Annotated in this window: 28 protein-coding genes and 2 pseudogenes; 29 read left to right on the top strand and 1 reads right to left on the bottom strand. The window is 54.1% G+C overall.

The annotated features are described in order from the left end of the window. The 28 genes and pseudogenes from ACOTYN_RS23345 to ACOTYN_RS23210 all read left to right on the top strand — a co-directional run. Nucleotides 1–376: pseudogene (locus tag ACOTYN_RS23345) on the top strand (S49 family peptidase); the annotation flags it as partial. 93 nt (nucleotides 377–469) lie between these two features. After that, nucleotides 470–856, top strand: a complete 387-nt coding sequence (locus tag ACOTYN_RS23340; RefSeq protein ID WP_054628613.1) for a phage holin family protein — start codon at nucleotides 470–472, stop codon at nucleotides 854–856. Then, nucleotides 843–1124, top strand: a complete 282-nt coding sequence (locus ACOTYN_RS23335; protein WP_332959187.1) for a phage holin family protein — start codon at nucleotides 843–845, stop codon at nucleotides 1122–1124. The genes ACOTYN_RS23340 and ACOTYN_RS23335 overlap by 14 nt, the downstream gene beginning before the upstream one ends. Continuing rightward, nucleotides 1124–1750 carry a glycoside hydrolase family 19 protein gene (locus ACOTYN_RS23330; RefSeq protein ID WP_211137714.1) on the top strand — a complete coding sequence of 209 codons (627 nt, stop codon included), beginning with the start codon at nucleotides 1124–1126 and terminating at the stop codon, nucleotides 1748–1750. Before ACOTYN_RS23335 ends, ACOTYN_RS23330 begins: the two co-directional genes overlap by 1 nt. Before the next feature lie 7 nt (nucleotides 1751–1757). After that, nucleotides 1758–2033, top strand: coding sequence for a hypothetical protein (locus ACOTYN_RS23325; protein WP_332959191.1), 276 nt, complete (start codon nucleotides 1758–1760; stop codon nucleotides 2031–2033). Continuing rightward, the gene (locus ACOTYN_RS23320; protein ID WP_332959192.1) at nucleotides 1984–2169 is read left to right on the top strand and encodes a hypothetical protein; all 186 of its coding nucleotides are present in this window, start codon (nucleotides 1984–1986) and stop codon (nucleotides 2167–2169) included. Before ACOTYN_RS23325 ends, ACOTYN_RS23320 begins: the two co-directional genes overlap by 50 nt. A gap of 35 nt (nucleotides 2170–2204) precedes the next feature. Continuing rightward, a complete protein-coding gene (locus ACOTYN_RS23315; protein WP_047027662.1) occupies nucleotides 2205–2402 on the top strand; it encodes a hypothetical protein in 198 nt (65 codons plus the stop codon). A 467-nt stretch (nucleotides 2403–2869) separates the two neighbouring features. Next, nucleotides 2870–3319, top strand: a complete 450-nt coding sequence (locus ACOTYN_RS23310; RefSeq protein WP_332959194.1) for a hypothetical protein — start codon at nucleotides 2870–2872, stop codon at nucleotides 3317–3319. A gap of 246 nt (nucleotides 3320–3565) precedes the next feature. Further along, nucleotides 3566–4054: a DUF1441 family protein gene (locus ACOTYN_RS23305; protein WP_020884621.1), complete on the top strand. Its 489-nt coding sequence runs from the start codon at nucleotides 3566–3568 to the stop codon at nucleotides 4052–4054. Next, nucleotides 4054–6156, top strand: coding sequence for a phage terminase large subunit family protein (locus ACOTYN_RS23300; protein WP_332959198.1), 2103 nt, complete (start codon nucleotides 4054–4056; stop codon nucleotides 6154–6156). Before ACOTYN_RS23305 ends, ACOTYN_RS23300 begins: the two co-directional genes overlap by 1 nt. Further along, complete coding sequence (locus ACOTYN_RS23295) at nucleotides 6153–6368, top strand: hypothetical protein (protein WP_332959200.1); 216 nt, start codon at nucleotides 6153–6155, stop codon at nucleotides 6366–6368. Before ACOTYN_RS23300 ends, ACOTYN_RS23295 begins: the two co-directional genes overlap by 4 nt. Then, a complete protein-coding gene (locus ACOTYN_RS23290; protein WP_010429887.1) occupies nucleotides 6365–7864 on the top strand; it encodes a phage portal protein in 1500 nt (499 codons plus the stop codon). Before ACOTYN_RS23295 ends, ACOTYN_RS23290 begins: the two co-directional genes overlap by 4 nt. Then, a complete protein-coding gene (locus ACOTYN_RS23285) occupies nucleotides 7809–9824 on the top strand; it encodes a ClpP-like prohead protease/major capsid protein fusion protein (protein WP_161785593.1) in 2016 nt (671 codons plus the stop codon). The genes ACOTYN_RS23290 and ACOTYN_RS23285 overlap by 56 nt, the downstream gene beginning before the upstream one ends. 82 nt (nucleotides 9825–9906) lie before the next feature. Continuing rightward, entirely contained in the window at nucleotides 9907–10233 is a 327-nt protein-coding gene (locus tag ACOTYN_RS23280) for a DUF2190 family protein (RefSeq protein WP_010429891.1), read from the top strand. Nucleotides 10234–10258: 25 nt separating this feature from the next. Then, nucleotides 10259–10501, top strand: coding sequence for a DNA breaking-rejoining protein (locus tag ACOTYN_RS23275; protein WP_029485040.1), 243 nt, complete (start codon nucleotides 10259–10261; stop codon nucleotides 10499–10501). A 9-nt stretch (nucleotides 10502–10510) separates the two neighbouring features. Beyond that, on the top strand, nucleotides 10511–11089 hold the full coding sequence (locus ACOTYN_RS23270; protein ID WP_032623278.1) for a phage tail protein: 579 nt from the start codon (nucleotides 10511–10513) through the stop codon (nucleotides 11087–11089). Beyond that, nucleotides 11086–11487 carry a phage minor tail U family protein gene (locus ACOTYN_RS23265; RefSeq protein ID WP_001704117.1) on the top strand — a complete coding sequence of 134 codons (402 nt, stop codon included), beginning with the start codon at nucleotides 11086–11088 and terminating at the stop codon, nucleotides 11485–11487. Before ACOTYN_RS23270 ends, ACOTYN_RS23265 begins: the two co-directional genes overlap by 4 nt. 9 nt (nucleotides 11488–11496) lie before the next feature. Beyond that, entirely contained in the window at nucleotides 11497–12240 is a 744-nt protein-coding gene (locus ACOTYN_RS23260; RefSeq protein WP_332959209.1) for a phage tail protein, read from the top strand. 10 nt (nucleotides 12241–12250) lie between these two features. Beyond that, nucleotides 12251–12682, top strand: a complete 432-nt coding sequence (gpG, locus tag ACOTYN_RS23255) for a phage tail assembly chaperone G (protein ID WP_155018791.1) — start codon at nucleotides 12251–12253, stop codon at nucleotides 12680–12682. 50 nt (nucleotides 12683–12732) lie between these two features. Continuing rightward, nucleotides 12733–13005, top strand: a complete 273-nt coding sequence (locus tag ACOTYN_RS23250; protein ID WP_250297122.1) for a phage tail assembly protein T — start codon at nucleotides 12733–12735, stop codon at nucleotides 13003–13005. Then, nucleotides 12989–16126, top strand: coding sequence for a phage tail tape measure protein (locus tag ACOTYN_RS23245; protein ID WP_332959215.1), 3138 nt, complete (start codon nucleotides 12989–12991; stop codon nucleotides 16124–16126). Before ACOTYN_RS23250 ends, ACOTYN_RS23245 begins: the two co-directional genes overlap by 17 nt. After that, nucleotides 16123–16461, top strand: a complete 339-nt coding sequence (locus tag ACOTYN_RS23240; protein WP_332959218.1) for a phage tail protein — start codon at nucleotides 16123–16125, stop codon at nucleotides 16459–16461. Before ACOTYN_RS23245 ends, ACOTYN_RS23240 begins: the two co-directional genes overlap by 4 nt. A gap of 55 nt (nucleotides 16462–16516) precedes the next feature. Continuing rightward, nucleotides 16517–17254, top strand: coding sequence for a phage minor tail protein L (locus ACOTYN_RS23235; RefSeq protein WP_332959220.1), 738 nt, complete (start codon nucleotides 16517–16519; stop codon nucleotides 17252–17254). 2 nt (nucleotides 17255–17256) lie between these two features. Next, nucleotides 17257–17976, top strand: a complete 720-nt coding sequence (locus ACOTYN_RS23230; RefSeq protein WP_332959223.1) for a C40 family peptidase — start codon at nucleotides 17257–17259, stop codon at nucleotides 17974–17976. Then, nucleotides 17969–18586, top strand: coding sequence for a tail assembly protein (locus ACOTYN_RS23225; protein ID WP_332959225.1), 618 nt, complete (start codon nucleotides 17969–17971; stop codon nucleotides 18584–18586). The genes ACOTYN_RS23230 and ACOTYN_RS23225 overlap by 8 nt, the downstream gene beginning before the upstream one ends. 42 nt (nucleotides 18587–18628) lie before the next feature. Next, nucleotides 18629–22201, top strand: a complete 3573-nt coding sequence (locus ACOTYN_RS23220) for a host specificity protein J (protein WP_332959227.1) — start codon at nucleotides 18629–18631, stop codon at nucleotides 22199–22201. After that, nucleotides 22195–22497 carry a hypothetical protein gene (locus tag ACOTYN_RS23215; protein WP_044865545.1) on the top strand — a complete coding sequence of 101 codons (303 nt, stop codon included), beginning with the start codon at nucleotides 22195–22197 and terminating at the stop codon, nucleotides 22495–22497. Before ACOTYN_RS23220 ends, ACOTYN_RS23215 begins: the two co-directional genes overlap by 7 nt. Beyond that, on the top strand, nucleotides 22494–23135 hold the full coding sequence (locus ACOTYN_RS23210; RefSeq protein WP_332959230.1) for a hypothetical protein: 642 nt from the start codon (nucleotides 22494–22496) through the stop codon (nucleotides 23133–23135). Before ACOTYN_RS23215 ends, ACOTYN_RS23210 begins: the two co-directional genes overlap by 4 nt. Here the strand turns inward: ACOTYN_RS23210 and ACOTYN_RS23205 are convergent. Beyond that, nucleotides 23100–23462, bottom strand: coding sequence for a hypothetical protein (locus ACOTYN_RS23205; protein WP_332959232.1), 363 nt, complete (start codon nucleotides 23460–23462; stop codon nucleotides 23100–23102). The genes ACOTYN_RS23210 and ACOTYN_RS23205 overlap by 36 nt on opposite strands. Nucleotides 23463–23588: 126 nt before the next feature. Between ACOTYN_RS23205 and ACOTYN_RS23200 the strand changes: the two are divergent. Then, nucleotides 23589–24100 (top strand): annotated as a pseudogene (locus ACOTYN_RS23200) (tail fiber domain-containing protein); the annotation flags it as partial.

The following is a 24100-nucleotide window of genomic DNA, read 5'->3' as shown; positions in this document are numbered from 1 at the left end:
AAGCCTATCTCTTATCTGGAGATACAGCTACTGTCTGGTGTTTCAGGGGGCTACATCAATCCTTTGGGCAAACGAAATCGTTCAGAAATGGCTCTGCACCGGGATGTTTGCTGGTCAGGATGACGCTGAAGAAAAAGCTAAACGCATTTGTGATGAGTTGAATAACCATCACGCCACCTATGCACATGCGAGACATATTCATCTTGATAAAGCCAAAAGTATTGGTTTGAATATCGTTGAGCTTGAGAGTGATCAGACATTGCAGGATTTAGTTCTCACTATACATCACTGCTATATGCATTCTTTTGGTACTAGCCCAGCAGCAAAAATCATCGAAAATCATAATGGTAGTACGATGATGTGGAACATCTGTTAACCACGCTTCCAAGATTCTTCAAGGCCACCTTCGGGTGGCCTTTTTTATATCCCCTCGTTCTGAGAGGACTCACGGCAATTTACAGGGGGACCGATGTCCGATCCGATTTCCGGCACTGGCTTAGCTGGTGGTGCTCTGACGGGTGCCAGTATCTATGGCCTGCTTACAGGTACCGATTATGGTGTGGTATTTGGCGCATTTGCAGGGGCCGTATTCTACATCGCCACAGCTGCGGATCTGAGTGCAACCCGCCGACTGGCATATTTCATAGTGTCGTATATCGCCGGGATCTTATGCTCCGGGCTGGTTGGATCAAAGTTATCTGCCTGGACCGGTTACAGTGATAAGCCTCTGGACGCCATCGGTGCCGTAATTATTTCTGCATTAGCCGTCAAAATCCTGACGTTCCTGAATAACCAGGATATCGGCTCGCTGGTGGCGCTGATAACGCGCCGGGGAGGTTCAGGTGGTACTAAATGATCCAACTGCAACATTAAATGCTCTGCTATGCGCCGGGGTGGTGATCACCCTGATGTTTTATCGTCGTGGTGATTCACGCCACCGTCCGTGGGTTTCACTTTTAGCCTGGCTGATTACGGTCACTTACAGTGCTGTGCCGCTGGCCTATTTGTGCGGCATTTATCCTCATTCCTCATGGGCCACTATTGCGGCCAATATTATTTTCCTTTCCGTGCTGGTGGCCGTCAGAGGCAACGTTGCGCGCCTGGTTGATCATCTGAGGCACTAATGAACCAATCACAATTTCAAAAGGCGGCTGGGTTAAGCGCCGAGTTAGCTGCGCGCTGGTTTCAGCCAGTCACCGAGGCGATGAAAGAGTTCGGCATCACTAAACCGGAAGACCAGGCGATGTTCATTGCTCAGGCAGGGCATGAATCAGCAGGGTTTACATTGCTGGTAGAGAGCTTCAATTACCGCATTGCTGGACTGGTTAACTTCATTCGTGCTGGTCGTCTAACCGCTGAGCAGGCAAACGCGCTTGGCCGCCGTCCCGAAGAACGGACATTGCCGATTGAGCGCCAGCGCGCTATTGCCAACCTGGTATACAGCAAACGCAATGGGAACAACGCTCCCGGTGATGGCTGGTTATATCGTGGACGAGGGCTTATCCAGATTACAGGACTGAATAACTACCGTGATTGTGGAAACGGCCTGAAGGTAGATCTGGTTAAGCAACCTCAGTTGCTCGCTGAAGACGTATACGCCGCAAGAAGCGCGGCATGGTTCTTTGTCACTAAGGGCTGCCTTAATCATTCTGGCGACCTGATGCGTGTGACGAAGATTATCAACGGCGGAACGAACGGACTGGAAGATCGTCGCGCTCGCTTCGGTCAAGCCAAAACCGTACTGGTGTGAGGTTGAGATGGGGATTGAAACAATCATTGGTCTTGCCGCACTGGTTATGGCTGCAATCGCTGGAGCGTTTGGCATCGGTCATTCACGCGGAACCAGCAAAGCGGAAGCCAAAGCAGACAAGCAGCGCACCGAAGAAAAGGCCGCAGCCACTGAAGCAGTAGCCGAACGCCGGGTAGAAGCAACGAAAGAGGCCAGCAATGTACAGCAGACTGTTAACCACATGCCTGATGACGATGTTGATCGCGAGCTGCGCGGAACGTGGAAGCGTCCCGGTGGTAGCTGACACAGCCTGTGACTGGGTAAAGCCAATCTACCTGACTGATCATGACATCGATGTTATGGACCGCCAGACGAAGAAAGACATCCTGGCGCATAACAAAGCGTGGCAGGCGAACTGCCAGAAAGAAACCAGAGCCTAGCAATAGCGGGGCTCTATAACAACTGAGGAATGAGCATGACAGTAGTTCTTACAGCAAAACAGATTGAAGACCTGGCTGTCTTCGCAAAAGAAGACGGCGCGCCTCAATACACCATCACCACGGGGACAATCCCGGAGTTCGAAGCAGACGATGGCGAAATTATTCCTGAATACTCTGGTCTGATCGCGTATTCAGATTCACTTGAGCGTGGCGTGTTGCAACTCGACGATTAAGTGGCCATTACAAAGCTCACCTGCCGTGGGCTTGATGATAGTTATAAGATTAAGCGAATAAATCAATCAGCTGATTATCTTGCGCAACTGGATTTCTTCCTGCTCGTTTAACTAGCATACTCGCTTATTTGATTAATAAATGTCCCGTTGTTATTAGACATCATGGATCAAACATTCCAGCTATTTCTCTGTTCGAAAAAGCTCATCAAAAATAAGGTTGATATTTTAGAATGCTGATTACATTTTGAGGGAGTATTTCAACTCATTTTGTTTTTTCGTGAGATAAATTTTTACTTAATGCAAATTATCGGTATTTATAATGCTTTAAGGATATGAGGTATATTAGCGCTTAACTTTGGGAAAAAGAAGTTTAGCACCACTAAAAATAGTAGGAATAATCTTAGGTTGTTGTTACTGTTGACACAATATGGATAATAAATTTTCCTAAAAAAAAACAATAGTAACCGATGAAAATTCATACTATTACAATGGCTTTGCTGGCGACGATTTCTTCGCCATCATTCTCAGCATTTCAAGAAAGAGAATACAACACCTGGTATCAAAAAGATGCTGTGCTCTACGACATTACACAGACCTCAGAGGGATTACCTGTCATGATAAGTATCTCTCAACCGGGGAGGGAGTCAGCTAATATGCTCATATCCTATATGTCAGATGGTGGTTGTGGGAATAAGAAGGTGTGGCTTAATGCTAATGGGAAGGATGTGCCTGTGACTTACACCTGTTTATCAGTCGGAGCGAAAAGGATTGAACACTTTGCGGTGAATGATGCAGGCAAGGTCAATGAGATGGTTAACCATCTCAAGTCGGATTTCACTCTGTTACTTCAGAACGATATTAAGGTCTGGGCTGCAAACATAAAGGCTCCGAAGTACGGCATAGCGCCAAGATTTTAAATCATTCGATTTAACCGCCTACGGGCGGTTTTTTATTGCCCTCTGCAAAGGTACAAACAGTGTAGATGATAATTACTATCATTTGTTTGGGTCCTCCCGGCGGGGTGGCTTGCCACGGGGCGGCGCGCTCGCGGGAAACGGCTAGTTTTTCGGATCCAGGGTCATCATCATCATGTGCGCAGGTCTTTGATTTAATTAGAGGCCATTTTCGCAAGATGTCGAATCGTTCAAAAAGTGTTCACCATCATGGACCAAGAAATTGCCACTTTAAAACTCAATATCAACCAGCTGGCAGGGATAACCGGCGTACACCGTCAGACGGTTGCCGCGAGACTGAAAAATGTTGAACCTGCTCCAGGCAGCAACAGCAAGTTAAAGCTCTATCTGGTGACCGACATTCTGACCGAACTGATGATCCCTACCGTTTCGGCCAACATCGATGATATGCCCCCCTCTGACAGGCTGTCCCACTGGAAAGCAGAGAATGAGAGGCTGAAGTTCGAACAGGATACGGGGCAGTTAATACCCGCAGATGAAGTGGCGCGAGAATTCTCATTGATGGCGAAAGCCGTCGTCATGGTACTTGAAACCCTCCCGGATGTGCTCGAGCGCGACTGTGCTTTAACGCCTGCTGCGGTAGTTCGTGTGCAAAGCGTTATTGATGATCTGCGCGACCAGATGGCGGAGAGGGTGCAGGACGCTGAAAAAGAGGAGGAAGAGCCTGAGGAGGACTGATGGCAAAGCGGGCATCCGCCAGGGACATCCGCCGCGATGTCTCCGGTATTTTACGAGCCCCGCGTCGTATGCCGGTGGCCGATGCGGTCAGTACTTATATGCGCGTGCCAATGGGGGCGGGAAACTCAGTTCCATGGGATCCGGATCTGGCACCCTATGTGATTGAGCCGATGAACTGCCTGGCATCGCGTGAATACGATGCGGTGGTGTTTGTGGGCCCGGCGCGTACGGGTAAAACCATCGGGCTGATTGACGGCTGGATTGTTTATAACATTGTCTGCGATCCGGCAGATATGCTTGTGATTCAGGTATCTGAGGAAAAAGCTCGCGAGCATTCCAAAAAACGCCTCGACCGCACTTTTCGCTGTAGCCCTGAAGTTAAAACCCGGCTAAGCCCAAGACGTAACGATAACAACGTCTACGACCGTACATTCCGCGCCGGTAACTATCTGAAGCTGGGCTGGCCATCCGTCAATATCATGTCGTCCTCGGACTATAAGAGTGTGGCGCTGACGGATTATGACCGCTTTCCGGAAGATATCGACGGGGAGGGGGATGCTTTTTCACTGGCATCGAAACGTACCACGACATTCATGTCCTCCGGGATGACGCTGGTGGAGAGCTCGCCCGGGAGGGATATCAGAGACACAAAATGGCGGCGTTCCACGCCCCATGAAGCCCCTCCGACCACCGGAATTTTATCGCTCTATAACCGTGGTGACCGCCGTCGTCTTTACTGGCCATGCCCGCATTGCGGCGAATATTTCCAGCCGGAAATGGACAATATGACCGGGTACCGCGACAGCAGCGATCCTGTGCTTGCCAGCGAAGCGGCTTTTCTACAGTGCCCGGCCTGTAAAGGCAGGATCTCACCGGACATGAAGCGTGCGCTTAACATGCAATGTGTCTGGCTCCGGGACGGGCAAACCATCGACAGGAAAGGCCAGGTTAGCGGTGATGGCCGTCGTTCCCGTATTGCCTCTTTCTGGATGGAAGGTCCGGCAGCTGCTTACCAGACCTGGGCGCAGCTTATTTATAAGTTCCTGACCGCCGAGCAGGAATATGAATCCACGCGCAGCGAAGAAACCCTGAAGACGGTGATCAACACCGATTTCGGCAGGCCCTATTTGCCGCGGGCCAGCATGGAGCAGCGTAAAAGTGAATTGCTCGAGCAGCGTGCCGAAGAAGTCCCAAAACGTTCGGTACCCGATGGCGTGCAGTTTCTCACTGCGACCGTGGACGTGCAGGCCGGGCGCAACCGGCGCTTTGTTGTGCAGATTACGGGTTATGGAAGTATGGGTGAGCGCTGGATAGTTGACCGTTACAACATCCGGCATTCGCTGCGCTGCGACGGCAACGGGGAAAGCATTCAGGTGGATCCGGCGAGCTATCCGGAGGACTGGGATCTTTTACTCACCGACGTCTTTGATAAAACGTGGCCACTCGCAGCTGACCCGTCAAAGGGCATGCGGCTGATGTCGATGGCCGTGGACTCAGGGGGTGAAGATGGCGTGACGGATAATGCCTACAAATTCTGGCGCAGATGTCGCCGTGAGGGGCTGGGTAAGCGTATCTATCTCTTCAAGGGGGACAGCGTCAGGCGCAGCAAACTTATCCAGCGAACGTTTCCCGACAACACGGGCAGATCAACGCGCCGCGCACAGGCGACGGGTGATGTGCCTCTTTATCTTCTCCAGACCGATGCCCTTAAAGACCGGGTGAATAATGCGCTGTGGCGTGATTCACCCGGCCCTGGCTATGTGCATTTCCCCGCCTGGCTGGGCAGCTGGTTCTATGACGAACTGACGTATGAGGAACGCTCGAATGAAGGGAAATGGAGTAAGCCCGGCCGGGGCGCAAACGAAGCATTTGACCTGCTCGTTTATGCCGACGCGCTCGCCATCCTTAGTGGTTACGAAAAAATCAAATGGCCGTCAGCTCCTGAGTGGGCACGGCGGGAAACGTGGATCGAGGACACGCAGACGGAAACTGGCGAAATGCCATCCCCGCCGCCTGTGCCGAAATCTAAATCAAAACCAAAACGTGAGAAGCCCGTAACCGAGCAGGCTAATCCGTGGTCTTCGTCAGGAGGTTGGGTGTGAATCCAGCAGATATTCAAAACATGATCGACCACTACGCTGCAGCCGAGCTGTCTGTTCTGGAGGGGAAATCAATCACTTTCAACGGGCAGCAGATGACGCTCGAAAACCTGTCGGAAATCAGAAAAGGCCGTCAGGAATGGGAGCGACGACTGGCTACGCTCAATAACAAACGCCGCGGGCGACCCGGCTACAGGCTGGCGAGGTTTGGATGAGTTTTTTAGATGATGCGATAGGCCTGTTTTCACCAGGCTGGAAAGCCTCACGCCTGCGTGCCCGCGCAGTTATTAAGGCGTATGAGGCGGTAAAGCAAACGCGTACCCACAAAGCCCAGAAGGAAAATCGCTCAGCCGATCAGCTCAGCCAGATGGGGGCGGTTTCACTGAGGCAGCAGGCGCGCTGGCTGGACAACAACCACGATCTGGTGATTGGCGTTTTCGACAAGCTGGAAGAAAGGGTGGTGGGTGCGAAGGGCATCATAGTTGAACCGCATCCGATGCTGACTAACGGGAAGATAGCTAAAAAGCTGGCCACTGATATCCGCAGAAAGTGGGGCGAATGGTCCGTAAGACCCGATGTTACAACCCAGTTTACCCGCCCCATGCTGGAGCGGCTGATGCTGCGAACGTGGCTCCGGGACGGTGAGGTATTTGCTCAGCTGGTTCGCGGTACCGGAAATGGTCTTCAGCCGGTTGCTGGCGTGCCGTTCTGGCTGGAAGCGCTGGAGCCGGACTTCGTGCCGATGAACAGCGATGCCGCCACTCAGCTCAATCAGGGCGTTTTTGTCGATAACTGGGGGCGCCCGAAAAAATATCAGGTCTATAAAAGCCTGCCAGTATCCGGGCGTCAGTTCGATACCAAAGAGATAGATGCAGAAAACATGCTTCATCTCAAATTCACACGACGCCTGCACCAGACCCGCGGAACGTCTCTATTGTCAGGTGTCCTGATGCGTCTGAGCGCGCTGAAAGAGTACGAGGACTCGGAGCTTACCGCTGCCAGAATTGCTGCCGCACTCGGCATGTATATCAAAAAAGGCGACGGACAGAGCTTCGAGTCTGATTCCAGCAGCGATGACCGCGAGCTGATGATTCAGCCCGGTATGCTCTATGACGAGCTGCAGGCCGGGGAAGAAATCGGGATGATTAAATCCGATCGCCCGAACCCTAACCTCGAGTCGTTTCGTAACGGACAGCTGCGTGCCGTGTCCGCCGGCAGTCGCCTCAGCTTTTCCAGCACATCCAGAAACTACAACGGAACGTACAGTGCCCAGCGGCAGGAGCTTGTCGAGTCAACCGACGGATATCTGATTCTTCAGGACTGGTTCATCGGTTCAGTGACCCGGCCCATGTACCGGGCCTGGCTGAAGATGGCTATTGCTGCCGGAGAAATCAAGCTGCCGAGAGGCATCGATATGGACTCGCTTTATAACGCGGTTTATTCGGGGCCCGTTATGCCGTGGATTGATCCCGTTAAAGAAGCGAATGCCTGGAAAACGCAGATTCGCGGCGGTGCTGCTACTGAATCCGACTGGATACGTGCCAGCGGTCGCAACCCGGATGATGTTAAGTCACGCCGTAAAGCGGAGGTTGACGAGAACCGTGAACAGGGCCTGGTGTTTGACACCGACCCCGCCAATGATAAAGGAGGCACCAGTGCCGAAGCCAAAGAACCGGGCGCGCCACCGTCCGAAAGCCAGCGCAAAAAGTAATTCGTGGTTCCGCATGCAGGCCAGCAATAACAGCGAGGCCGACATTTTTATCTATGACGAAATCGGGTACTGGGGCGTAACGGCGAAACAGTTCGTCAATGATCTCCGGGCACTTGGGGACGTCACCCACATCAACCTTTATATCAACTCGCCCGGTGGTGATGTCTTCGACGGCATTGCTATTTATAACGCGCTGAAGCACCACGGCGCGGCGATTACCGTGCATATCGACGGTCTCGCGGCCTCCATGGCCTCGGTGATTGCGATGGTAGGCAATCCGGTCATCATGCCTGAAAACACGATGATGATGATCCATAAGCCCTGGGGGTTTGCTGGTGGTGACGCGAGCGATATGCGCGACTATGCGGATCTTCTCGACAAGGTTGAATCCGTTCTTATCCCGGCTTATGCGCAGAAAACCGGAAAATCCACCGAAGAAATTGCGGCAATGCTGGAGGACGAAACCTGGATGAACGGCAGCGAGTGCCTTGAACTGGGTTTTGCCGACCAGGTGACACCATCCCTTCAGGCTATGGCCTGTATTCATTCAAAACGTATTGAGGAATTTGAAAAAATGCCAAAAAGCATTCGCAACATGATCACCCCGCCGCGCAACACTACCCAGCGTGACCCGGTTATTACCCAGCCTCAGGCACCGCAGGCAAAAACAGACCCGGCGCCGGATGAAAATGTGATCCGCGCGCAGGTGTTGGCTGAGCAGAAAGCCCGTGTTAACGCTATCGGCGATCTCTTTGCCATGTTCGGCAATAAGCACATGGAACTGCAGAATCAGTGTGTGGCCGACCCTGATTGTTCCGTCGATAAGGCGAAAGATTTGCTGCTGGCAGAACTCGGTAAAACGGCCACGCCGTCCAATAAAACCACCCAGCCGCATATTCATGCGGGCAATGGTAACTTCGTCGCGGATGGTATTCGCCAGGCACTGATGGCGCGTGCCGGGTTCGAAGGTCAGGAGCGGGATAACGTTTATAACGGTATGACGCTGCGCGAGTATGCGCGTATGGCCCTGACTGAAAAAGGTATCGGCGTGGCCAGCTACAACCCGATGCAGATGGTTGGCCTGGCGCTGACCCACAGCACCTCTGACTTTGGCAACATTCTGCTTGATGTTGCGAACAAAGCGCTGATTCAGGGCTGGGACGAGGCGCAGGAAACCTTCGAACAGTGGACCAAAAAAGGCCAGCTGTCGGACTTCAAAACGGCGCATCGTGTCGGCATGGGTGGTTTCCCTTCTCTGCGACAGGTTCGCGAAGGGGCTGAGTACAAGTACATCACTACCAGTGACAAAGGCGAAACCATCGCGCTTGCCACGTATGGTGAAATCTTCTCAGTAACCCGCCAGGCGATCATCAACGACGATCTGAACCAGCTTACCGACGTACCGATGAAGATGGGGCGCGCGGCAAAAGCAACGATTGGCGATCTGGTTTACGCCATTCTGACCAAAAACCCGAAACTCTCAGACGGAAAGGCGCTGTTCCATGCCGATCACAAGAACCTGAGCTCGGGCGCAATTTCTGTGGCCAGCCTGGACGAATCGCGCAAGCTGATGCGTCTGCAGAAGGAGGGGGAGCGAACCCTGAATATCCGTCCGGCCTACATGCTGGTGCCCGTCGCCCTGGAAACTCTGGCAAATCAGACCATCAAGTCGGCCAGTGTTAAAGGTGCAGACATCAATGCCGGGATCGTTAACCCTATCCAGAACTTTGCAGAAGTCATTGCCGAACCACGCCTGGATGAAGCTGATGCGAAAGCCTGGTATCTGGCTGCCGCGAAGGGCACCGACACCATCGAGGTCGCTTATCTCAACGGCGTCGACACGCCATACATCGATCAGCAGGAAGGCTTCACCACTGATGGTATCGCCACGAAAGTGCGTATTGATGCAGGTGTGGCGCCGCTGGACTATCGCGGCATGACCAAATCCTCTGGTCAGTAAAAAACAGTCCTGACAAACAGACGCCCGTAAGGGCTTTTTTTATACCTGAAACCAGCCCCGCAAGGGGCTGAATGGAGAAGTTATGGCTAAGAACTATGCGCAGGACGGGAAAACGATCCCTCTGGTAAACGGCGGTGCAACCGATGTTCACAGCGGCGACCCGGTTGTTGTTGGAAAACTTATCGCGGTAGCAATTACCGATATCCCAGCTGGCGATACCGGGGACGGTTTTACTGAGGGTGTTTTCCTTCTGCCAAAAGTATCCGCAGATGCGGTTACTGCCGGGGCGCAGGTGTATCTGAAGGACGGCAAAATCACGATCGAAGAAACGGACGCCGTTGCCGCGGGCATCGCCTGGGAAGATGCAGGGGCAAACACCACCGTTGTTGAAGTTAAGATCAATGCCTAACCCCTTTGACCGGATGGCGGCGCGCATGGACGCGGCCACCATAAAAAAGATGGGAAAGACAGCGATCATCAATGGCAGCAGCTATGACGTTGTTCCAGCCGATCAACTCGAGGAAATGGGACCATTGTCGGGAACAGGTACTTCGCTGGTGGTTTTCTCTGAGCTTTACCAGCCACGCCGAAACGACAGCGTCGACTACGACGGTAAGAACCTGACCGTTACCCGCTATGACATGTTCAACGGAAAACCCCGCATCCATCTCGAATGAGGAGGCGCTATGTCTGTGAAAGGACTGGAAAGGGCTATTCAGAACCTGAACAGCCTCAGCCGGTTAATCGTTCCTGAGGCAACCGCAAAAGCACTAAACCGGGTGGCCAGCAGAACGATAAGCCAGGGGAGCAAAGCTGTAGCGAAAGAAGCAACAGTTGATGATAACCGGAAAAAGGGGCTTCCGGTTCGTCTGGTCCGCCAGCGTTCCCGTCTGCGCAAGGCCCGTCACGATCGCCCGGTCGCGTCGATAAAAATCAACCGCGGTAATCTTCCTGCGATAAAGCTCGGCACGGCGCGCGTCCGGCTCTCGCGTAAAAAAGGGGCCAGAAACGGAGCGGGCAGCGTCCTGAAAATCGGGCCCTATACCTTTCGTAACGCTTTTATCCAACAGCTCTCGAACGGGCGCTGGCAGGTCATGCGGCGCGTAGGTCAGGCCCGTTATCCGATTGATGTGGTCAAAGTTCCTCTTGAGACACCGCTCACCGTGGCCTTCACCGCTATTTCAAAGCGCCTTATTGAAAGCGATATGCCCAAAGAACTTTCCGCAGCCCTGAAAAACCAACTGAGGATCCACCTGAAGCGATGAACAGACACAGCGCAATTCGTGCAGCCATTCTGGCAAAACTGAAAGCCGAGATCACCGACACGGTCACCTGGTTTGACGGGCGCCCTGTTTTTCTTGAAGAGCAGGATCTCCCTGCCGTGGCTGTATACCTTTCTGACGCGGAGTACACCGGCGATTCGCTTGACGAAGATTCGTGGCAGGCGGTTGTTCACATCGAGGTATTTCTTAAAGCCTCCAGCCCCGACAGCGCGCTTGATTCCTGGATGGAAGAGAAAGTGTATCCGGCAATGGCCTTCATCCCGGGTCTGACCGAACTGGTCGAGACGTTCACCCCGCAGGGTTATGACTATCAGCGGGATGATGAAATGGCCACCTGGGGTTCAGTCGATTTCACGTACTTAATCACCTATTCAATTTAAGAGGTACTTATGCCTACTCCAAACCCGCTGGCCCCCGTGAAAGGTGCCGGTACCACCCTCTGGCTTTACACCGGAACGGGCAACGCTTTCGCTAACCCACTCTCGGATATCGACTGGAACCGCCTGGCGAAAATTAAAGAGCTGACGCCGGGCGAAATGACCGCCGAATCGTATGACGACACTTACCTCGACGACGAGGATGCCGACTGGAACGCGACGGCCCAGGGGGCAAAATCTGCTGGCGATACCTCGTTCACCCTCGCCTGGAAGCCGGGCGAAGAAGGGCAAAAAGACCTTGTCGCATGGTTTATTGATGGCTCAGTACGCTATTACAAAATCAAATACCCGAACGGTACCGTCGACGTTTTCCGCGGCTGGTGCAGCAGCCTGGGTAAAGCCATTCCGGCAAAAGAGGTCATTACCCGTACAGCGAAAATCACCAATACCGGCAAGCCGGAACTGGCAGAAGAAAGCGGGACCCCGAATATCCCCGTGACCGGCGTTACGCTCGATAAAACCACGGCAAGCGTGGCCGTCGGCGCAACCACAACGCTCAATGTGACGGTTAACCCTGCCAGTGCCTCAGATACCTCGTTCCGCGTGGCAACCTCCGACGGGGCAAAAGCAACGGTCACCGTTAGCGGCAACGCGATCACCGTCACCGGCGTGGCGGCAGGCACCGCTGACGTTATTGTTATGACCAGCGACGGTAATTTCGTTGCGGTCTGCAAAGTCACCGTAACTGCAGCGTAAGGAAGGACGCATGTTTCTGAAAAAAGAGAAGTTCACCTGGCAAACAGAATCCCTGACCATCTTCGAGCTGTCAGCGCTGCAGCGTATTGAGTACATCACGTTTATGGCCGCAGAGGAAAAGGCCGTCAGCGCTGACAGCGACGGCATCAGCGATCAGGAAATGACGGCCAGGCTGATAGGCTCAAATATTCGCTGCGGTGCGCGTTTGATCGCGATGTCTTTGTGGCATAACGATCCGGCTGGCACGGATGTGGAAACGCTTTATCAGCAGGTGCTTAGCGGCTGGCCGCCAGAGGCGATCGGTAAAGCAGAAATGGAAATAAAGCTGCTCTCCGGCATGCTCGTTCCGGTTGAGGGTGACAACGCTGCCGATCCGGATGCCTCAGCGGAGGCCGAAAGCGCTGAACCCGTTACGGCGGAAAAGCCCTTGCCAGCGAGCTGAAGTTTGTCCTGAATCTGGCGCGCGAGTTCGGGCGACCCGACTGGCGCGCCATGCTGGCTGGAATGACTTCCTGTGAGCTGGGCGACTGGCACCAGTTCTACCGGGAGCATTATTTTCAGGACGCGCAGCTCGATGCGCATTTCTCAGAGCTGCTTTATTCCATCTCCACTCTTTTCTTCCGCGACCCGGAACTTACCCCCGCACATTTCAGCCTGCTTTCTCCTTCCGGTATCGTCATCAGCGATGATGAGCCGGATGATGATGCGCTGATGACCGCAGCTGAGGGGATCACAGGAGGTATCCGATATGGCCCAGCAGATTAGCGATCTGGTCATCAACCTTGACGTCGACAGCGCCACGTTTAGTGAGCAGGTTGCCCGCATAAAGGGCCAGCTAACCGGGATGGCTGAGGACTCTGAAAAAGTCCAGACGCGAATGCAGCGCGCTTCCGAGCGGCAGGCGGCTGCGTTTAAAACCGTGGGCGACGCTGGCGCGGCGGCTGCCGCAGATATGAAATCCCGCCAGTCGGCCGCAACGGAAGGGCTGACCAAAGACTGGCAGAACGTTTCAAAGTCCGTTGATGAAACTCACCGCCGCGTGACCGAGCTTAATCAGCGCATGCGTGAGAATGACGGGCAGGCCGCAGCGCTTGCCCGTCGACAGGATGAACTGGCGGCATCATTTTTCCGCCAGATTGACGGCGTTCGCCAGCTCAATGGTGAGACACAGTCGCTTGCGAACGTGCAGGCGCGCTTTCGCGCAGCGAGGGCACAGGGCAACATAACCCAGCAGGATTATCTCGCCCTTATTTCCCGCACCACGGCCCGGCAAAAAGAACTGCAGATCGTGGAGGAAAAATCGGCCGCAGCGCGCACGCGATTCCTCAGCCAGCTGAAGCAACAGGTTGCAGAACAAAAGCTCTCCGGTACCGAGCTGCTGCGCATGAAGGCGGCGCAGGTCGGTGCCAGCGATGCGGCTGAGGTCTATATCCGCAAACTTGAAGCTGCCAAAGTGGCCACGCACGGTCTGGGGCTTCAAAGTGCTGCTGCCCGGCAGGAGCTGGGGGTACTTATCGGCGAGGTCATGCGCGGTAACTTCGGTGCACTGCGCGGCTCCGGGATCACGCTGGCGAACCGGGCAGGATGGATAGACCAGCTGCTGTCGCTGCGCGGGCTTGGGATCGCCGGCCTGGTTGGTGGGATTGCCGCGGCGGTATTCGGGCTGGGTAAAGCCTGGTATGACGGCAGCAAAGAGTCCGAGGAATTTAACAGGCAGCTGATCCTGACCGGGAATTACGCCGGGAAAACGTCCGGACAGCTACAGGCACTGGCGCGCTCACTGGCAGGTAATGGCATCACACAGCATGCTGCTGCAGGTGTGCTGGCGCAGGTTGTCGGAAGTGGTGCGTTTAGCGGTAATGATGTCAGCATGGTGAGCAATGTTGCTGCCAGGCTGCAGCAGGCCACCGGGCAGGCCGTCGACGAAACCATCAACCAGTTTAAACGCCTGAAGGATGATCCGGTTAATGCAGTCACAACGCTCAACGATTCGCTGCATTTTCTGACGGCCACGCAGTATGAACAGATTGCCTCTGCTCAGGCGATGGGAGATACGCAGAAAGCATCAGAGCTTGCCATGCGTGCCTATTCTGATGCGGTCATTCAGCGGGCCGGGGCGGTTGAGGAAAATCTTGGCTCCCTCGAAAAAGCCTGGAACTGGGTGAAGAATGCGGCCTCAGGCGCGTGGGATGCGATGCTGGGCATAGGGCGTAATCCTGACACCGCGATGAAGCGCCAGGACTCTTTTGCTGAATGGCAGGCAGCAGAGAAAGAGTACCGTGCTCTGTCCGGCAATCTCAAGGTTGATCCGGACTATGCCGGTAACAACGTTCTGCAAAAGGCAGATGCGGAAAGGCTGAGAAACGCGCGCCAGCAGGTAGAGCTTAAGAAGCAGGCTTACGATCTTGCCGATAAGCAATATGCCCAGGAAGGGCTGGCAGCCGCGCGGGAAAAAATGCGAACGGACCAGCAGGCTCAGGCAATCCGCAACCAGCAGCAGTTTAACCAGCTGGTGGAGTCCGGCGCGACGGCGGCAGAAAAGCGGGCTTCAGCAGAGAAAAAGCTCAGTCAGCTTATTGAGAAAAACCGCCAGGATGCGAAAGACGGTGTCGCCACGCTGTGGACTGAAAAGGACATTGCCGCTGCCCGCGCCGGGATTGAAAAGCAGTGGAAGGATCCAAAAACGCCGAAAGGCAAAAGCTACTCAACGCCCGCCGGGGATAAAGCCGAGGAAAAGGCGCAGGCCGAACTTCTCACCCTTCAGGCCCAGCTTAAAACGCTTGAGCAGCATACCAGCGTGAACGACGTCATAAGCAAACAGCGTCAGGATCTCTGGCAGACTGAAAATCAGTTCACCGTTCTGCAGGAGGCCGCGGGGCGTCGTCAGCTTACGGCGCAGGAAAAATCCCTGCTGGCGCACAAGGAAGAAACGCTCGAGTACAAGCGGCAGCTGGCCGATTTGGGCGATAAGGTTGCCAGCCAGCAAAAGCTCAACCAGCTGGCCGATCAGGCCGTGAAGTTTGAGCAGCAGCAAAAAGCCGCCAGGGCGGGCCTGCAGGCTCAGTCTGAGGGGGTATCCACCCGGGAAGCCGGGCGACAAACTACGCTGCAGCGTCTCAGCGAAAGCTATTCGTACAACCCTCAGGCGCAGCAAAAGGTTCTCGAAGAGCAAAGGGCGACGTTCGAGGCTGAAGATGCCCTGCGCGCAAACTGGCTGGCCGGTGCAAAACAGGGCTGGGCCGAATATCAGGATTCAGCGACAAACGTTTTCAGCTCTGTTCAGCAGATTTCGCAGGCTACGTTCAGCGGGCTGGCGGGCCAGCTTACCAGCCTGACGACAACCGGGAAGGCGAGCTTCAGGGACTTCACCAGCTCGATCCTTAAAATGATAGTGTCCGTTATCAACCAGCTGCTGGTGGCTTACACCATCCAGAGCGCAATGGGCTGGGTGAGCGGCGGGGCGAAAACCTCCTCTGCAGGGCAGTCATTCGCGGTCCCGTCATACCGGCCACAGGGTTTTGACGTGGGCGGTTTTACCGGGCACGGCGGCAAGTACGAGCCAGCCGGTATCGTTCACCGCGGGGAATTCGTCTTCACCAAAGAATCAACCAGCCGCATCGGCGTGGCTAATCTCTATCGCCTGATGCGCGGGTATGCCTCGGGTGGTCTGGTCGGCGGCGGTAGCGCAGCCGGTGCTGGCATCGGCGGGATCAGTGTTTATGCCCCAGTCAGCATCAGCCAGCAGGGGAGTGACGGGAGCATAAATCAGGCGAACGCCACGGGGACGGCGAAACAGCTGCAGGCGATTGTTCAGCAGACAATCACCGAGCGACTGAAAAAAGAAATGTCCGCAGGCGGCGTGCTTTATTCGAGGAGGACACAGTGACGGACACGTTTACCTGGCGCACGCGAAAAACCGCGCAGGGTACTGAAACAGCCCGAACGCTGCAGGTCCAGTTCGGGGATGGCTACAAACAGATAGCGGGGATGGGGATCAACGACAAACAGGAAACGTGGAACCTGGACTGGACGGGCACCAGACAGGAGGCGGCTGCGCTGCGCGCTTTCCTGATGTCTCACGTTACTAAATCGTTCTGGTGGACCACGCCATGGGGTGAAAAAAAGCTGTTCAGAATGAAGGCCGATTCGTTCAGCGTTTCTTTCCCTACCGGGAAAAAAGCCACTGTGGCCTTCACTTTTGAACAGGCGTTCGCGCCCTGATTTTCTCGACAAACACTGAAAGCTGCCTCCGGGCGGCTTTTTTTATGGGGGGAGTATGAGTTTTACGGCAGACATCCAACAGCTGGAGCCCGGCAGCGTTATTCAGCTGATTGAGATCGACGGCACCGAATTCGGTATGGATCAGGTGCTGCGGTTTCATGCGCACAATATCCAGGAGGAGGGGTGGGCAGCCTTCGCCGCTGAGAACCTGCCCGCCATAATCTGGCAGGGCAACCAGTATGATCCTCATCCTTACGAACTGAAGGGTATGGAGTTATCAAGTACCGGCTCCCAGCCGACGCCCACGCTCTCAGTCGGGAACGTTGGAAACTATGTCACCGCGCTGTGTCTTGAATATGACGATATGGTCAGGGCTAAGATCAAAATCCATACCACGCTTTCGAAGTATCTCGATGCCGCCAACTGGAAAAACGGTAATCCGGGTGCCAGCCCGGCCGATGAGCGCGTACAGCTCTTTTACGTCAATGCTAAAACCGCAGAGACGCGGGTACAGGTTGATTTCGAGCTGTGTTCTCCTTTCGATATTCAGAGCCTGCAGCTGCCGACACGGCAGATTACGCCTGTCTGCACCTGGTGTATGCGGGGCTGGTACAGAAGCGGGACCGGATGCGATTACAACGGCACGAAATACTTTACCAAAGACGGTACGCTGACCGATGACCCGTCGAAAGATGTTTGTGGCGGCCGCCGGCAGGATTGTCAGGATCGTCACGGCCCGGACGCGCCGCTGCCGTTCGGCGGTTTTCCGGCTGCAAACCTGCAGGGGAAATAAAAATGCGTGAAAAATTGCTGGATGCTATCCGTGAGCACGTCGCTGCTGAATACCCCAAAGAAGCCTGCGGCCTGATTGTTCAGTCAGGCCAGCAGCAAATCTATATTCCATGCCGCAACATTGCCGATAAACCTGAGGAGACATTCACGCTCTTCCCGGAAGACCAGCTCGCTGCCCGCGCGCGCGGTGAGATCATCATGCTCATTCATTCCCATCCGGATGTGGTTCGGCTGGTGCCCTCAGAGCTGGACCGCATCCAGTGCGACTGGTCGGGTATTGAGTGGGGGATCATGTCCTGGCCGGACGGGGACTTTTGTACGATCTCTCCGCGTGAAGACCGGGATTATGCCGGGCGGCAGTGGGTGCTGGGTTACGCGGACTGCTGGTCGTTAATCCGTGAATATTATCTGCGCGAATACGGCATTGTTCTCGGGGACTATTCAGTACCTTACGAATGGTGGGAGAGTGGCAAGGAGCAGCTCTACGACGACAACTGGGAGCGCGAGGGATTTGTTGAGATTGCCGCCGGTGCAATGCAGCCCGGGGACATCATCATGATGAGCGTGCAGGCATCGGTGACTAATCACGCCGCGGTATATGTGGGTGACAACATCATTCTCCATCATCTTTTCGGGCACCTTTCTTCGCGAACGCCTTATGGAAAATATTATCGTGACAGAACGGTCCGGGTGGTCAGGCATAAGGACAGAATGCATGGTTAAGACGCTTATTCTCGAAGGGAAAATGGCTAAAAAATTCGGCAAACGCGTTCAGTTTGATGTTGCCGATCTGCGCGAAATGCTCAGGGCCATGTGTTCACAGGTTCCCGGATTCAAAAAATATATGTCGGAAGCTCATATGAAGGGGATCCGTTTCGCCTTTTTTAACGGTGACAACAATATCGGGCTGGAAGAGTTCGATATTACCCGCGGTGGAAGCGTGTACCGGATCGTGCCCGTTTATGAGGGGGCCAAAAGTTCTGGCGTCCTGCAGATAGTTGTCGGTGCCGTTGCGCTGGTCGCTGCATTCTTTACCGCCGGTGCGAGTATGGCAGCCTGGGGGGCGGCGATGAGTGCAACAGCCATCAGCGCCACGTCAATTTTGACCGGGGTCGGAGTGTCAATGATGCTGGGCGGCGTTGTCCAGATGCTTACGCCCCAGCCATCCTTCGGCGCGGGTAAATCCTCCAGCACGGACAACACGCCTAACTACGCCTTCGGGGCGCCGGTTAATACCGTCGCTATGGGGCATCCTGTCCCCCTGGCCTACGGTCTGATCGAGGCAGGGGGAGCGATAGTCAGCGCCGGTATGTACTCGAGCGATCAGCAGTAGGCCAGCGGCCACTAACTTAAAGGTGCTTCGGCACCTTTTTTTATGGGTGAAAAAATGCAGCTTCTTAAACAAGAAACCATCCTGCAGGGTGCCAAAGGGGGCGGGGGTAGCGCGCATACTCCGGTTGAGCAGCCTGACGATCTGCTGTCGGTCGCAAAATTAAAAATGCTCATTGCCGTTTCTGAGGGGGAAATACAGGGCGACCTGACCGCACAGAACATTTTTCTCAACGATACGCCGCTGGCAAACGACAGCGGGGAGTACAACTTCAGCGGCGTGAAATGGGAGTTCCGCAAGGGCACACAGGACCAGACCTATATTGCCGGGATGCCCCAGGTCGATAACGAGCTGGCGGTGGGCACAACTGTCACCACCACCGCGCCCTGGACACGCCAGTTTACCAACCTTTCCCTGGATGCCATCCGCATCAAGCTCAGCCTTCCGGACCAGTATCTCTATAAAGATAACGGCGATATGGTGGGCACGGTTACCGAGTATGCGATCGATTTATCAACGGACGGCGGCGCCTGGAAAACGGTTGTAAACGGCAAGTTTGACGGAAAGACCACGACGGAATATCAGCGTGACCACCGTATCGATCTGCCAAAATCCACGTCCGGCTGGTCTGTCAGGGTCAGGCGTATTACGGCTGATGCCAGCGGATCAAATTCGAAACTGGTTAACGCCTTCAAGGTGTTTTCGTATGCGGAAGTCATCGACAGCAAGCTTCGTTATCCTCTGACGGCGCTACTGTATGTCGAAGTGGACAGCAGCCAGTTCAACGGCAGCGCACCGAAGGTGACCTGTAAGATAAAGGGCAAGCTGATAAAGGTTCCGGATAACTATGATCCGATAACCCGAACCTATTCTGGCTCATGGTCCGGCGGTTTCAAAATGGCCTGGTCCAATAACCCCGCCTGGATATTTTACGATCTGGTTCTGGATGAAATTTACGGCATGGGCACGCGCGTGGATGCGTCCATGGTGGATAAGTGGGCGCTGTACTCAATAGCCCAGTATTGCGACGAAATGGTTTCCGACGGTGCCGGTGGCACCGAACCGCGTTTCACCTGCAACGTTTTCATTCAGAGCCAGGAGGACGCCTGGCAGGTACTTAACGATCTCGCCGCGGTATTTCGTGGCATAACGTTCTGGGGCAACGATCAGATTTATGTCCAGGCAGACGTCCCGCAGGACGATGTTGACTGGGTTTATAACGCCTCAAACGTTATCGATGGGCTGTTTACTTATGCGGGCGGCTCATACAAGAATCGCTACAGCTCCTGCCTGGTGTCCTGGTCGGATCCGCAGAACCATTACAGCGATACCGTTGAGGGGGTCTACGATTCGGCGCTTGTAGAGCGTTATGACGTCCGGCAGACGTCCCTGACCGCAATCGGCTGCACCTCGCAAAGTGAAGCGCACCGGCGCGGTCGCTGGGTACTACTCTCCAATGCCAAAGACGGTACCGTATCATTTGGCGTGGGGCTAGATGGCTACATCCCGCTGCCTGCTGAAATTATCGGTGTCGCCGATCCTTTCCGTTCCGGCAAGGAGAACGGGGGACGCATCAGGGCTGTCAACGGCCGCCAGATTACGCTGGATCGAGAAATAGACTACGCGGCGAAAGATCGGCTGGTGGTTAACCTACCTGATGGAAAAGCTCAGACGCGCACAATCAGTGCGGTGAGCGCAGATAAAAAAACGGTGACGGTGGCCACCGCATTTAGTCAGGCACCTGTGGCGGGTGCTGTCTGGGCGATAGACAGTGATAACCTCGCAATACAGTACTTCAGGGTCACCTCAATCGCGGCTAACGACGACAGCACAGGCGGTTTCACTATTACGGCCGTTCAGCACGATCCAAACAAATATCGTTACATCGATGACGGCGTTCGGGTCGAGTCGCCCCCGATCACCGTCACGCCGATAAGCGTCCTGTCTGCTCCGAAGAATATCGTGGTGACTGAGAGCGATCATGTGTCTCAGGGGCTGACTGTAGCAAGCCTGGACGTGTCATGGGATAAGGTAGAGGGCGCAATCCAGTATGTTGCCCAGTGGCGTAAGGACAACGGGGACTGGATAAACGTTCCGGTTACCAGCGCGCAGGGTTTCTCGGTTCAGGGCATTTATTCCGGCAGCTATGACGTGCGCGTCCGGGCGCTGAATGCGCAGGATACGTCGTCACCATGGGGATACGGTGAAACAACTTATCTCTCCGGTAAAACGGGAAAACCGGGTACTCCGCTCAACTTCCTGGCGACCGAAGATGTGGTCTGGCATATCGACCTGACCTGGAAATTTCCGGATGGCTCAGGCGATACGGCCTATACAGAGATTCAGCGCGCCACAACTGCCGACTACGCCAATCCTGAACTGCTGGTCCTGGTGCCGTACCCGGCTGCAGATTATCAGCATGGCCCCATGCCTGCCGGCGTTCGCCAGTGGTACCGCGCGCGCCTGATTGACCGTATCGGTAACGCCGGGGACTGGACCGACTGGATCATGGGCACGTCCTCGATAGATGTCAGCGAAATAACGAATGACATTCTGGAGGATATGAAAGAGTCGGAAACGTTCAAGGACCTGATCGAGAACGCGGTGGACAGCAATGAAAAAATTGCTGGCATGGCTAACGATATCAAGCAGGCCAACGACGAACTGGAGCAGCAGGCGAAGGACATTGCCAAAAATGCCCAGGACGTCGGGAAGGTTCAGACCAGCGTTAATGAGCTTTCAAGCACGGTCGGGAATGTTTCGTCTTCACTCAGTCAGCTTGAGCAGACCGTTGCGACGGCTGATACCGCGCTGGGCCAGCGAATCGACAGCATCAGTGTGTCTATGGACGGCATGACGGGCGGGGTCAAGAACTCAGCCATTGCCATTATCCAGAACGGGCTGGCGCAGGTGGCCACACGTAAAAGGCTATCCGCAACGGTCGCCGGTAACAGCGCGCAGCTGGATCGTATTGATGAGGTAATCGTTAACGAGAAGGAGGCAACGGCACGTTCGCTGCTGAGCCTGCAGACGGACGTTAACGGCAACAAGGCATCCATCAATAGCCTGAATCAGACGTTCTCTGATTACCAGCAGGCCACGGCCACGCAGATAAACGGCATAACGGCGACGGTGAACGGGCATACCTCCGCCATCACCACTAACGCTCAGGCGATAGCGAACGTAAACGGCGAACTCAGCGCGATGTATAACATCAAGGTTGGCGTCTCCAGCAACGGGCAGTATTACGCCGCGGGGATGGGGATCGGCGTTGAGAATACGCCATCCGGCATGCAGTCGCAGGTTATCTTCCTGGCTGACCGCTTCGCCGTCACCACGGCAGCCGGAAACAGTGTGGCTTTGCCGTTCGTGATCCAGAACGGGCAGACATTCATTCGGGCCAGTTTCATTCAGGACGGCACCATTGAGAATGCCAAAATCGGCAACTATATCCAGTCGAATAATTATGTGGCTGGATCTGCAGGCTGGAAGCTTGATAAGGGAGGGACGTTCGAAATCAACGGCGTGGCCGGGGGCGGGAGGATGCTGATAACCAGCACTCTCATTCGCATCTACGACAGCAACAATGTGCTGCGCGTCAGAATGGGGTTATGGTAATGCCACAGGGTTTGCAATGTTGGGATAGTGCAGGGCGGGTTGCAGTTGATTTAAGCGATTATGCGATCCGGTATATCGGAAGCACCTCTGTAACTTTTGCTGCGGGGGAGACGTCGAAAAACGTTTCTTTCGGGGGAATAACACAGGACGGCTCATTTATTTCGATTGTGTCTACTGGCGCTACGGTCAATGAATACCACTGCCGCGCATATAACGGCGGTTTTACTGCTTATTATTTACCGACAACCGGAAGCCCTGCGATAACACTCAATGTGGAGGTTTATAACTTTCAATGAGCGGATTCGAAGTTTATAACAGCGATGGTAAACTGCTGGTGGACTCACAAAACAGGTCCACCCTTTTTTATGACCAGCGGACTCTCAGAGCTGTTGAGAGTAAGGGTTATTACCAGGTAGATAGCCCGTTTGGTAATGGCAGCACGCTGGGTTTTACACCGCAGCAATTCTGGAATGACGGCAGATTGCGATGGCTGAAGTTGGGCACAAACAGTTACGGTATGCCGGGTGCAGACCTGCTTGAAGATAATGCGGGGAGTATGATCCGGACTGCACGTAATATTGGAATGCAGAGCGGTTATCTTGACGTATTTGACAGCGGAGGGAATCTCATATGGAGCGCAGCTTCCGCATCGAAAATGCCACGTGTTGTCGGGTTCTTCGATGTGCCGGCGAACTATGATCTGCAGAACAATACGCTTTCCGTGAGCCTGAGCTTTAACCCCTGGATTCTGGTAAATAACTGCCCTGGCAATCTCAGCGATGATGGAACCGTTACGGGCTATTCAGGGATAGTGCTCAAATGGACGGGCTCACAGCTGCAGGGGCGGTACATTTCAAAAAACCAGCGCAGCTGGAGCCAGACATTTCAGGGCAGGGGATTACGAATCCCCATTGCTCAGTTTGTCGGTATTTGACTCAGGGGAAACGCGAGGGTACTGAGTGGCAATCATATTTTGTCTCACCCCTTTCGCTGCGTTGAAGCGATAAACAACATCAAGTTTATCGGTTTTTTTATAGCAAATATTACTGAGCCGTTTATTTATATGTCGGCTAAATATTCCATTGCTACTGTCAGAAATAACCGTCATTTCCCGTGTGGCGCAGTCAATATTCACGTGAATATCACCGCCCAATGATAAACGGGTAGCTTCAACCGGATAGTCCATTCTGAATGCGTTGTCTGTGTGTTTACTGGAACATCCAGCCAGCAGCAAAAATACTGCAGCAAATAATCGTTTCATTTCTACATTCCTGTAAATGCGGGAATATCCATTTTATTAGAGTTTAAAAAATAGTCAGATTGATATGAGCGATCAATTTTACATGATTGATCGTTTCAAACGATCGTTATTATCGAGAGGTAGTTCATGCTTTATAACACTGGCACTATCGCTATTAACGGAAATACCGCAACCGGCACTGGCACAAACTGGACGGCACCGGCCAGCCAGGTACGCGCTGGCCAGACGATTATCGTCATGTCTAACCCGGTCCAGATGTTTCAGATTTCATCCGTGAACAGCGCCACGTCAATGACGGTTACGCCATCTGCTTCCCCGGCGCTGAGCGGCCAGAAGTACGGCATTCTGGTATCTGACAATATCTCGGTCGATGGCCTGGCACAGGCGATGTCTCAGCTTATCAAAGAGTATGACGAGAATATCGGTGCGTGGGAGACGTTCGCCACCACATCGGCAAATCAGAGCATCACCGTTACCATCAACGGGGCCTCCGTTAATATTCCCGCTATTGGCGTACTTGCCAGAAAGGGGGTAAACAGCGATATCACTGAGCTGAAAGGACTCACTACTGCGCTTTCTATTGCGCAGGGTGGGACCGGGGCAACAACTGCAGAAGGCGTTCGCCAAAACCTCGGTTT

The sequence above is a fragment of the Enterobacter cloacae complex sp. IR5458 genome (genome assembly GCF_049238025.1).
GTDB lineage: Bacteria > Pseudomonadota > Gammaproteobacteria > Enterobacterales > Enterobacteriaceae > Enterobacter > Enterobacter kobei.
Note: the sequence above shows the minus strand (reverse complement) of the source record. Positions and strands in the feature narration are given on the sequence as shown.

What these genes read in the sequence shown, in the direction of transcription:
- ACOTYN_RS23340 (WP_054628613.1), top strand. Translation starts at nt 470, where the DNA reads ATGTCCGATCCGATTTCCGGCACTGGCTTAGCTGGTGGTGCTCTGACG.
- ACOTYN_RS23330 (WP_211137714.1), top strand. Translation starts at nt 1,124, where the DNA reads ATGAACCAATCACAATTTCAAAAGGCGGCTGGGTTAAGCGCCGAGTTA.
- ACOTYN_RS23320 (WP_332959192.1), top strand. Translation starts at nt 1,984, where the DNA reads ATGTTGATCGCGAGCTGCGCGGAACGTGGAAGCGTCCCGGTGGTAGCT.
- ACOTYN_RS23260 (WP_332959209.1), top strand. Translation starts at nt 11,497, where the DNA reads ATGCCTACTCCAAACCCGCTGGCCCCCGTGAAAGGTGCCGGTACCACC.
- ACOTYN_RS23210 (WP_332959230.1), top strand. Translation starts at nt 22,494, where the DNA reads ATGAGCGGATTCGAAGTTTATAACAGCGATGGTAAACTGCTGGTGGAC.
- ACOTYN_RS23300 (WP_332959198.1), top strand. Translation starts at nt 4,054, where the DNA reads ATGGCAAAGCGGGCATCCGCCAGGGACATCCGCCGCGATGTCTCCGGT.
- ACOTYN_RS23245 (WP_332959215.1), top strand. Translation starts at nt 12,989, where the DNA reads ATGGCCCAGCAGATTAGCGATCTGGTCATCAACCTTGACGTCGACAGC.
- ACOTYN_RS23215 (WP_044865545.1), top strand. Translation starts at nt 22,195, where the DNA reads ATGGTAATGCCACAGGGTTTGCAATGTTGGGATAGTGCAGGGCGGGTT.
- ACOTYN_RS23265 (WP_001704117.1), top strand. Translation starts at nt 11,086, where the DNA reads ATGAACAGACACAGCGCAATTCGTGCAGCCATTCTGGCAAAACTGAAA.
- ACOTYN_RS23305 (WP_020884621.1), top strand. Translation starts at nt 3,566, where the DNA reads ATGGACCAAGAAATTGCCACTTTAAAACTCAATATCAACCAGCTGGCA.
- ACOTYN_RS23325 (WP_332959191.1), top strand. Translation starts at nt 1,758, where the DNA reads ATGGGGATTGAAACAATCATTGGTCTTGCCGCACTGGTTATGGCTGCA.
- ACOTYN_RS23225 (WP_332959225.1), top strand. Translation starts at nt 17,969, where the DNA reads ATGGTTAAGACGCTTATTCTCGAAGGGAAAATGGCTAAAAAATTCGGC.
- ACOTYN_RS23275 (WP_029485040.1), top strand. Translation starts at nt 10,259, where the DNA reads ATGGACGCGGCCACCATAAAAAAGATGGGAAAGACAGCGATCATCAAT.
- ACOTYN_RS23280 (WP_010429891.1), top strand. Translation starts at nt 9,907, where the DNA reads ATGGCTAAGAACTATGCGCAGGACGGGAAAACGATCCCTCTGGTAAAC.
- ACOTYN_RS23315 (WP_047027662.1), top strand. Translation starts at nt 2,205, where the DNA reads ATGACAGTAGTTCTTACAGCAAAACAGATTGAAGACCTGGCTGTCTTC.
- ACOTYN_RS23310 (WP_332959194.1), top strand. Translation starts at nt 2,870, where the DNA reads ATGAAAATTCATACTATTACAATGGCTTTGCTGGCGACGATTTCTTCG.
- gpG (WP_155018791.1), top strand. Translation starts at nt 12,251, where the DNA reads ATGTTTCTGAAAAAAGAGAAGTTCACCTGGCAAACAGAATCCCTGACC.
- ACOTYN_RS23230 (WP_332959223.1), top strand. Translation starts at nt 17,257, where the DNA reads ATGCGTGAAAAATTGCTGGATGCTATCCGTGAGCACGTCGCTGCTGAA.
- ACOTYN_RS23290 (WP_010429887.1), top strand. Translation starts at nt 6,365, where the DNA reads ATGAGTTTTTTAGATGATGCGATAGGCCTGTTTTCACCAGGCTGGAAA.
- ACOTYN_RS23205 (WP_332959232.1), bottom strand. Translation starts at nt 23,462, where the DNA reads ATGAAACGATTATTTGCTGCAGTATTTTTGCTGCTGGCTGGATGTTCC.
- ACOTYN_RS23270 (WP_032623278.1), top strand. Translation starts at nt 10,511, where the DNA reads ATGTCTGTGAAAGGACTGGAAAGGGCTATTCAGAACCTGAACAGCCTC.
- ACOTYN_RS23220 (WP_332959227.1), top strand. Translation starts at nt 18,629, where the DNA reads ATGGGTGAAAAAATGCAGCTTCTTAAACAAGAAACCATCCTGCAGGGT.
- ACOTYN_RS23235 (WP_332959220.1), top strand. Translation starts at nt 16,517, where the DNA reads ATGAGTTTTACGGCAGACATCCAACAGCTGGAGCCCGGCAGCGTTATT.
- ACOTYN_RS23250 (WP_250297122.1), top strand. Translation starts at nt 12,733, where the DNA reads ATGCTGGCTGGAATGACTTCCTGTGAGCTGGGCGACTGGCACCAGTTC.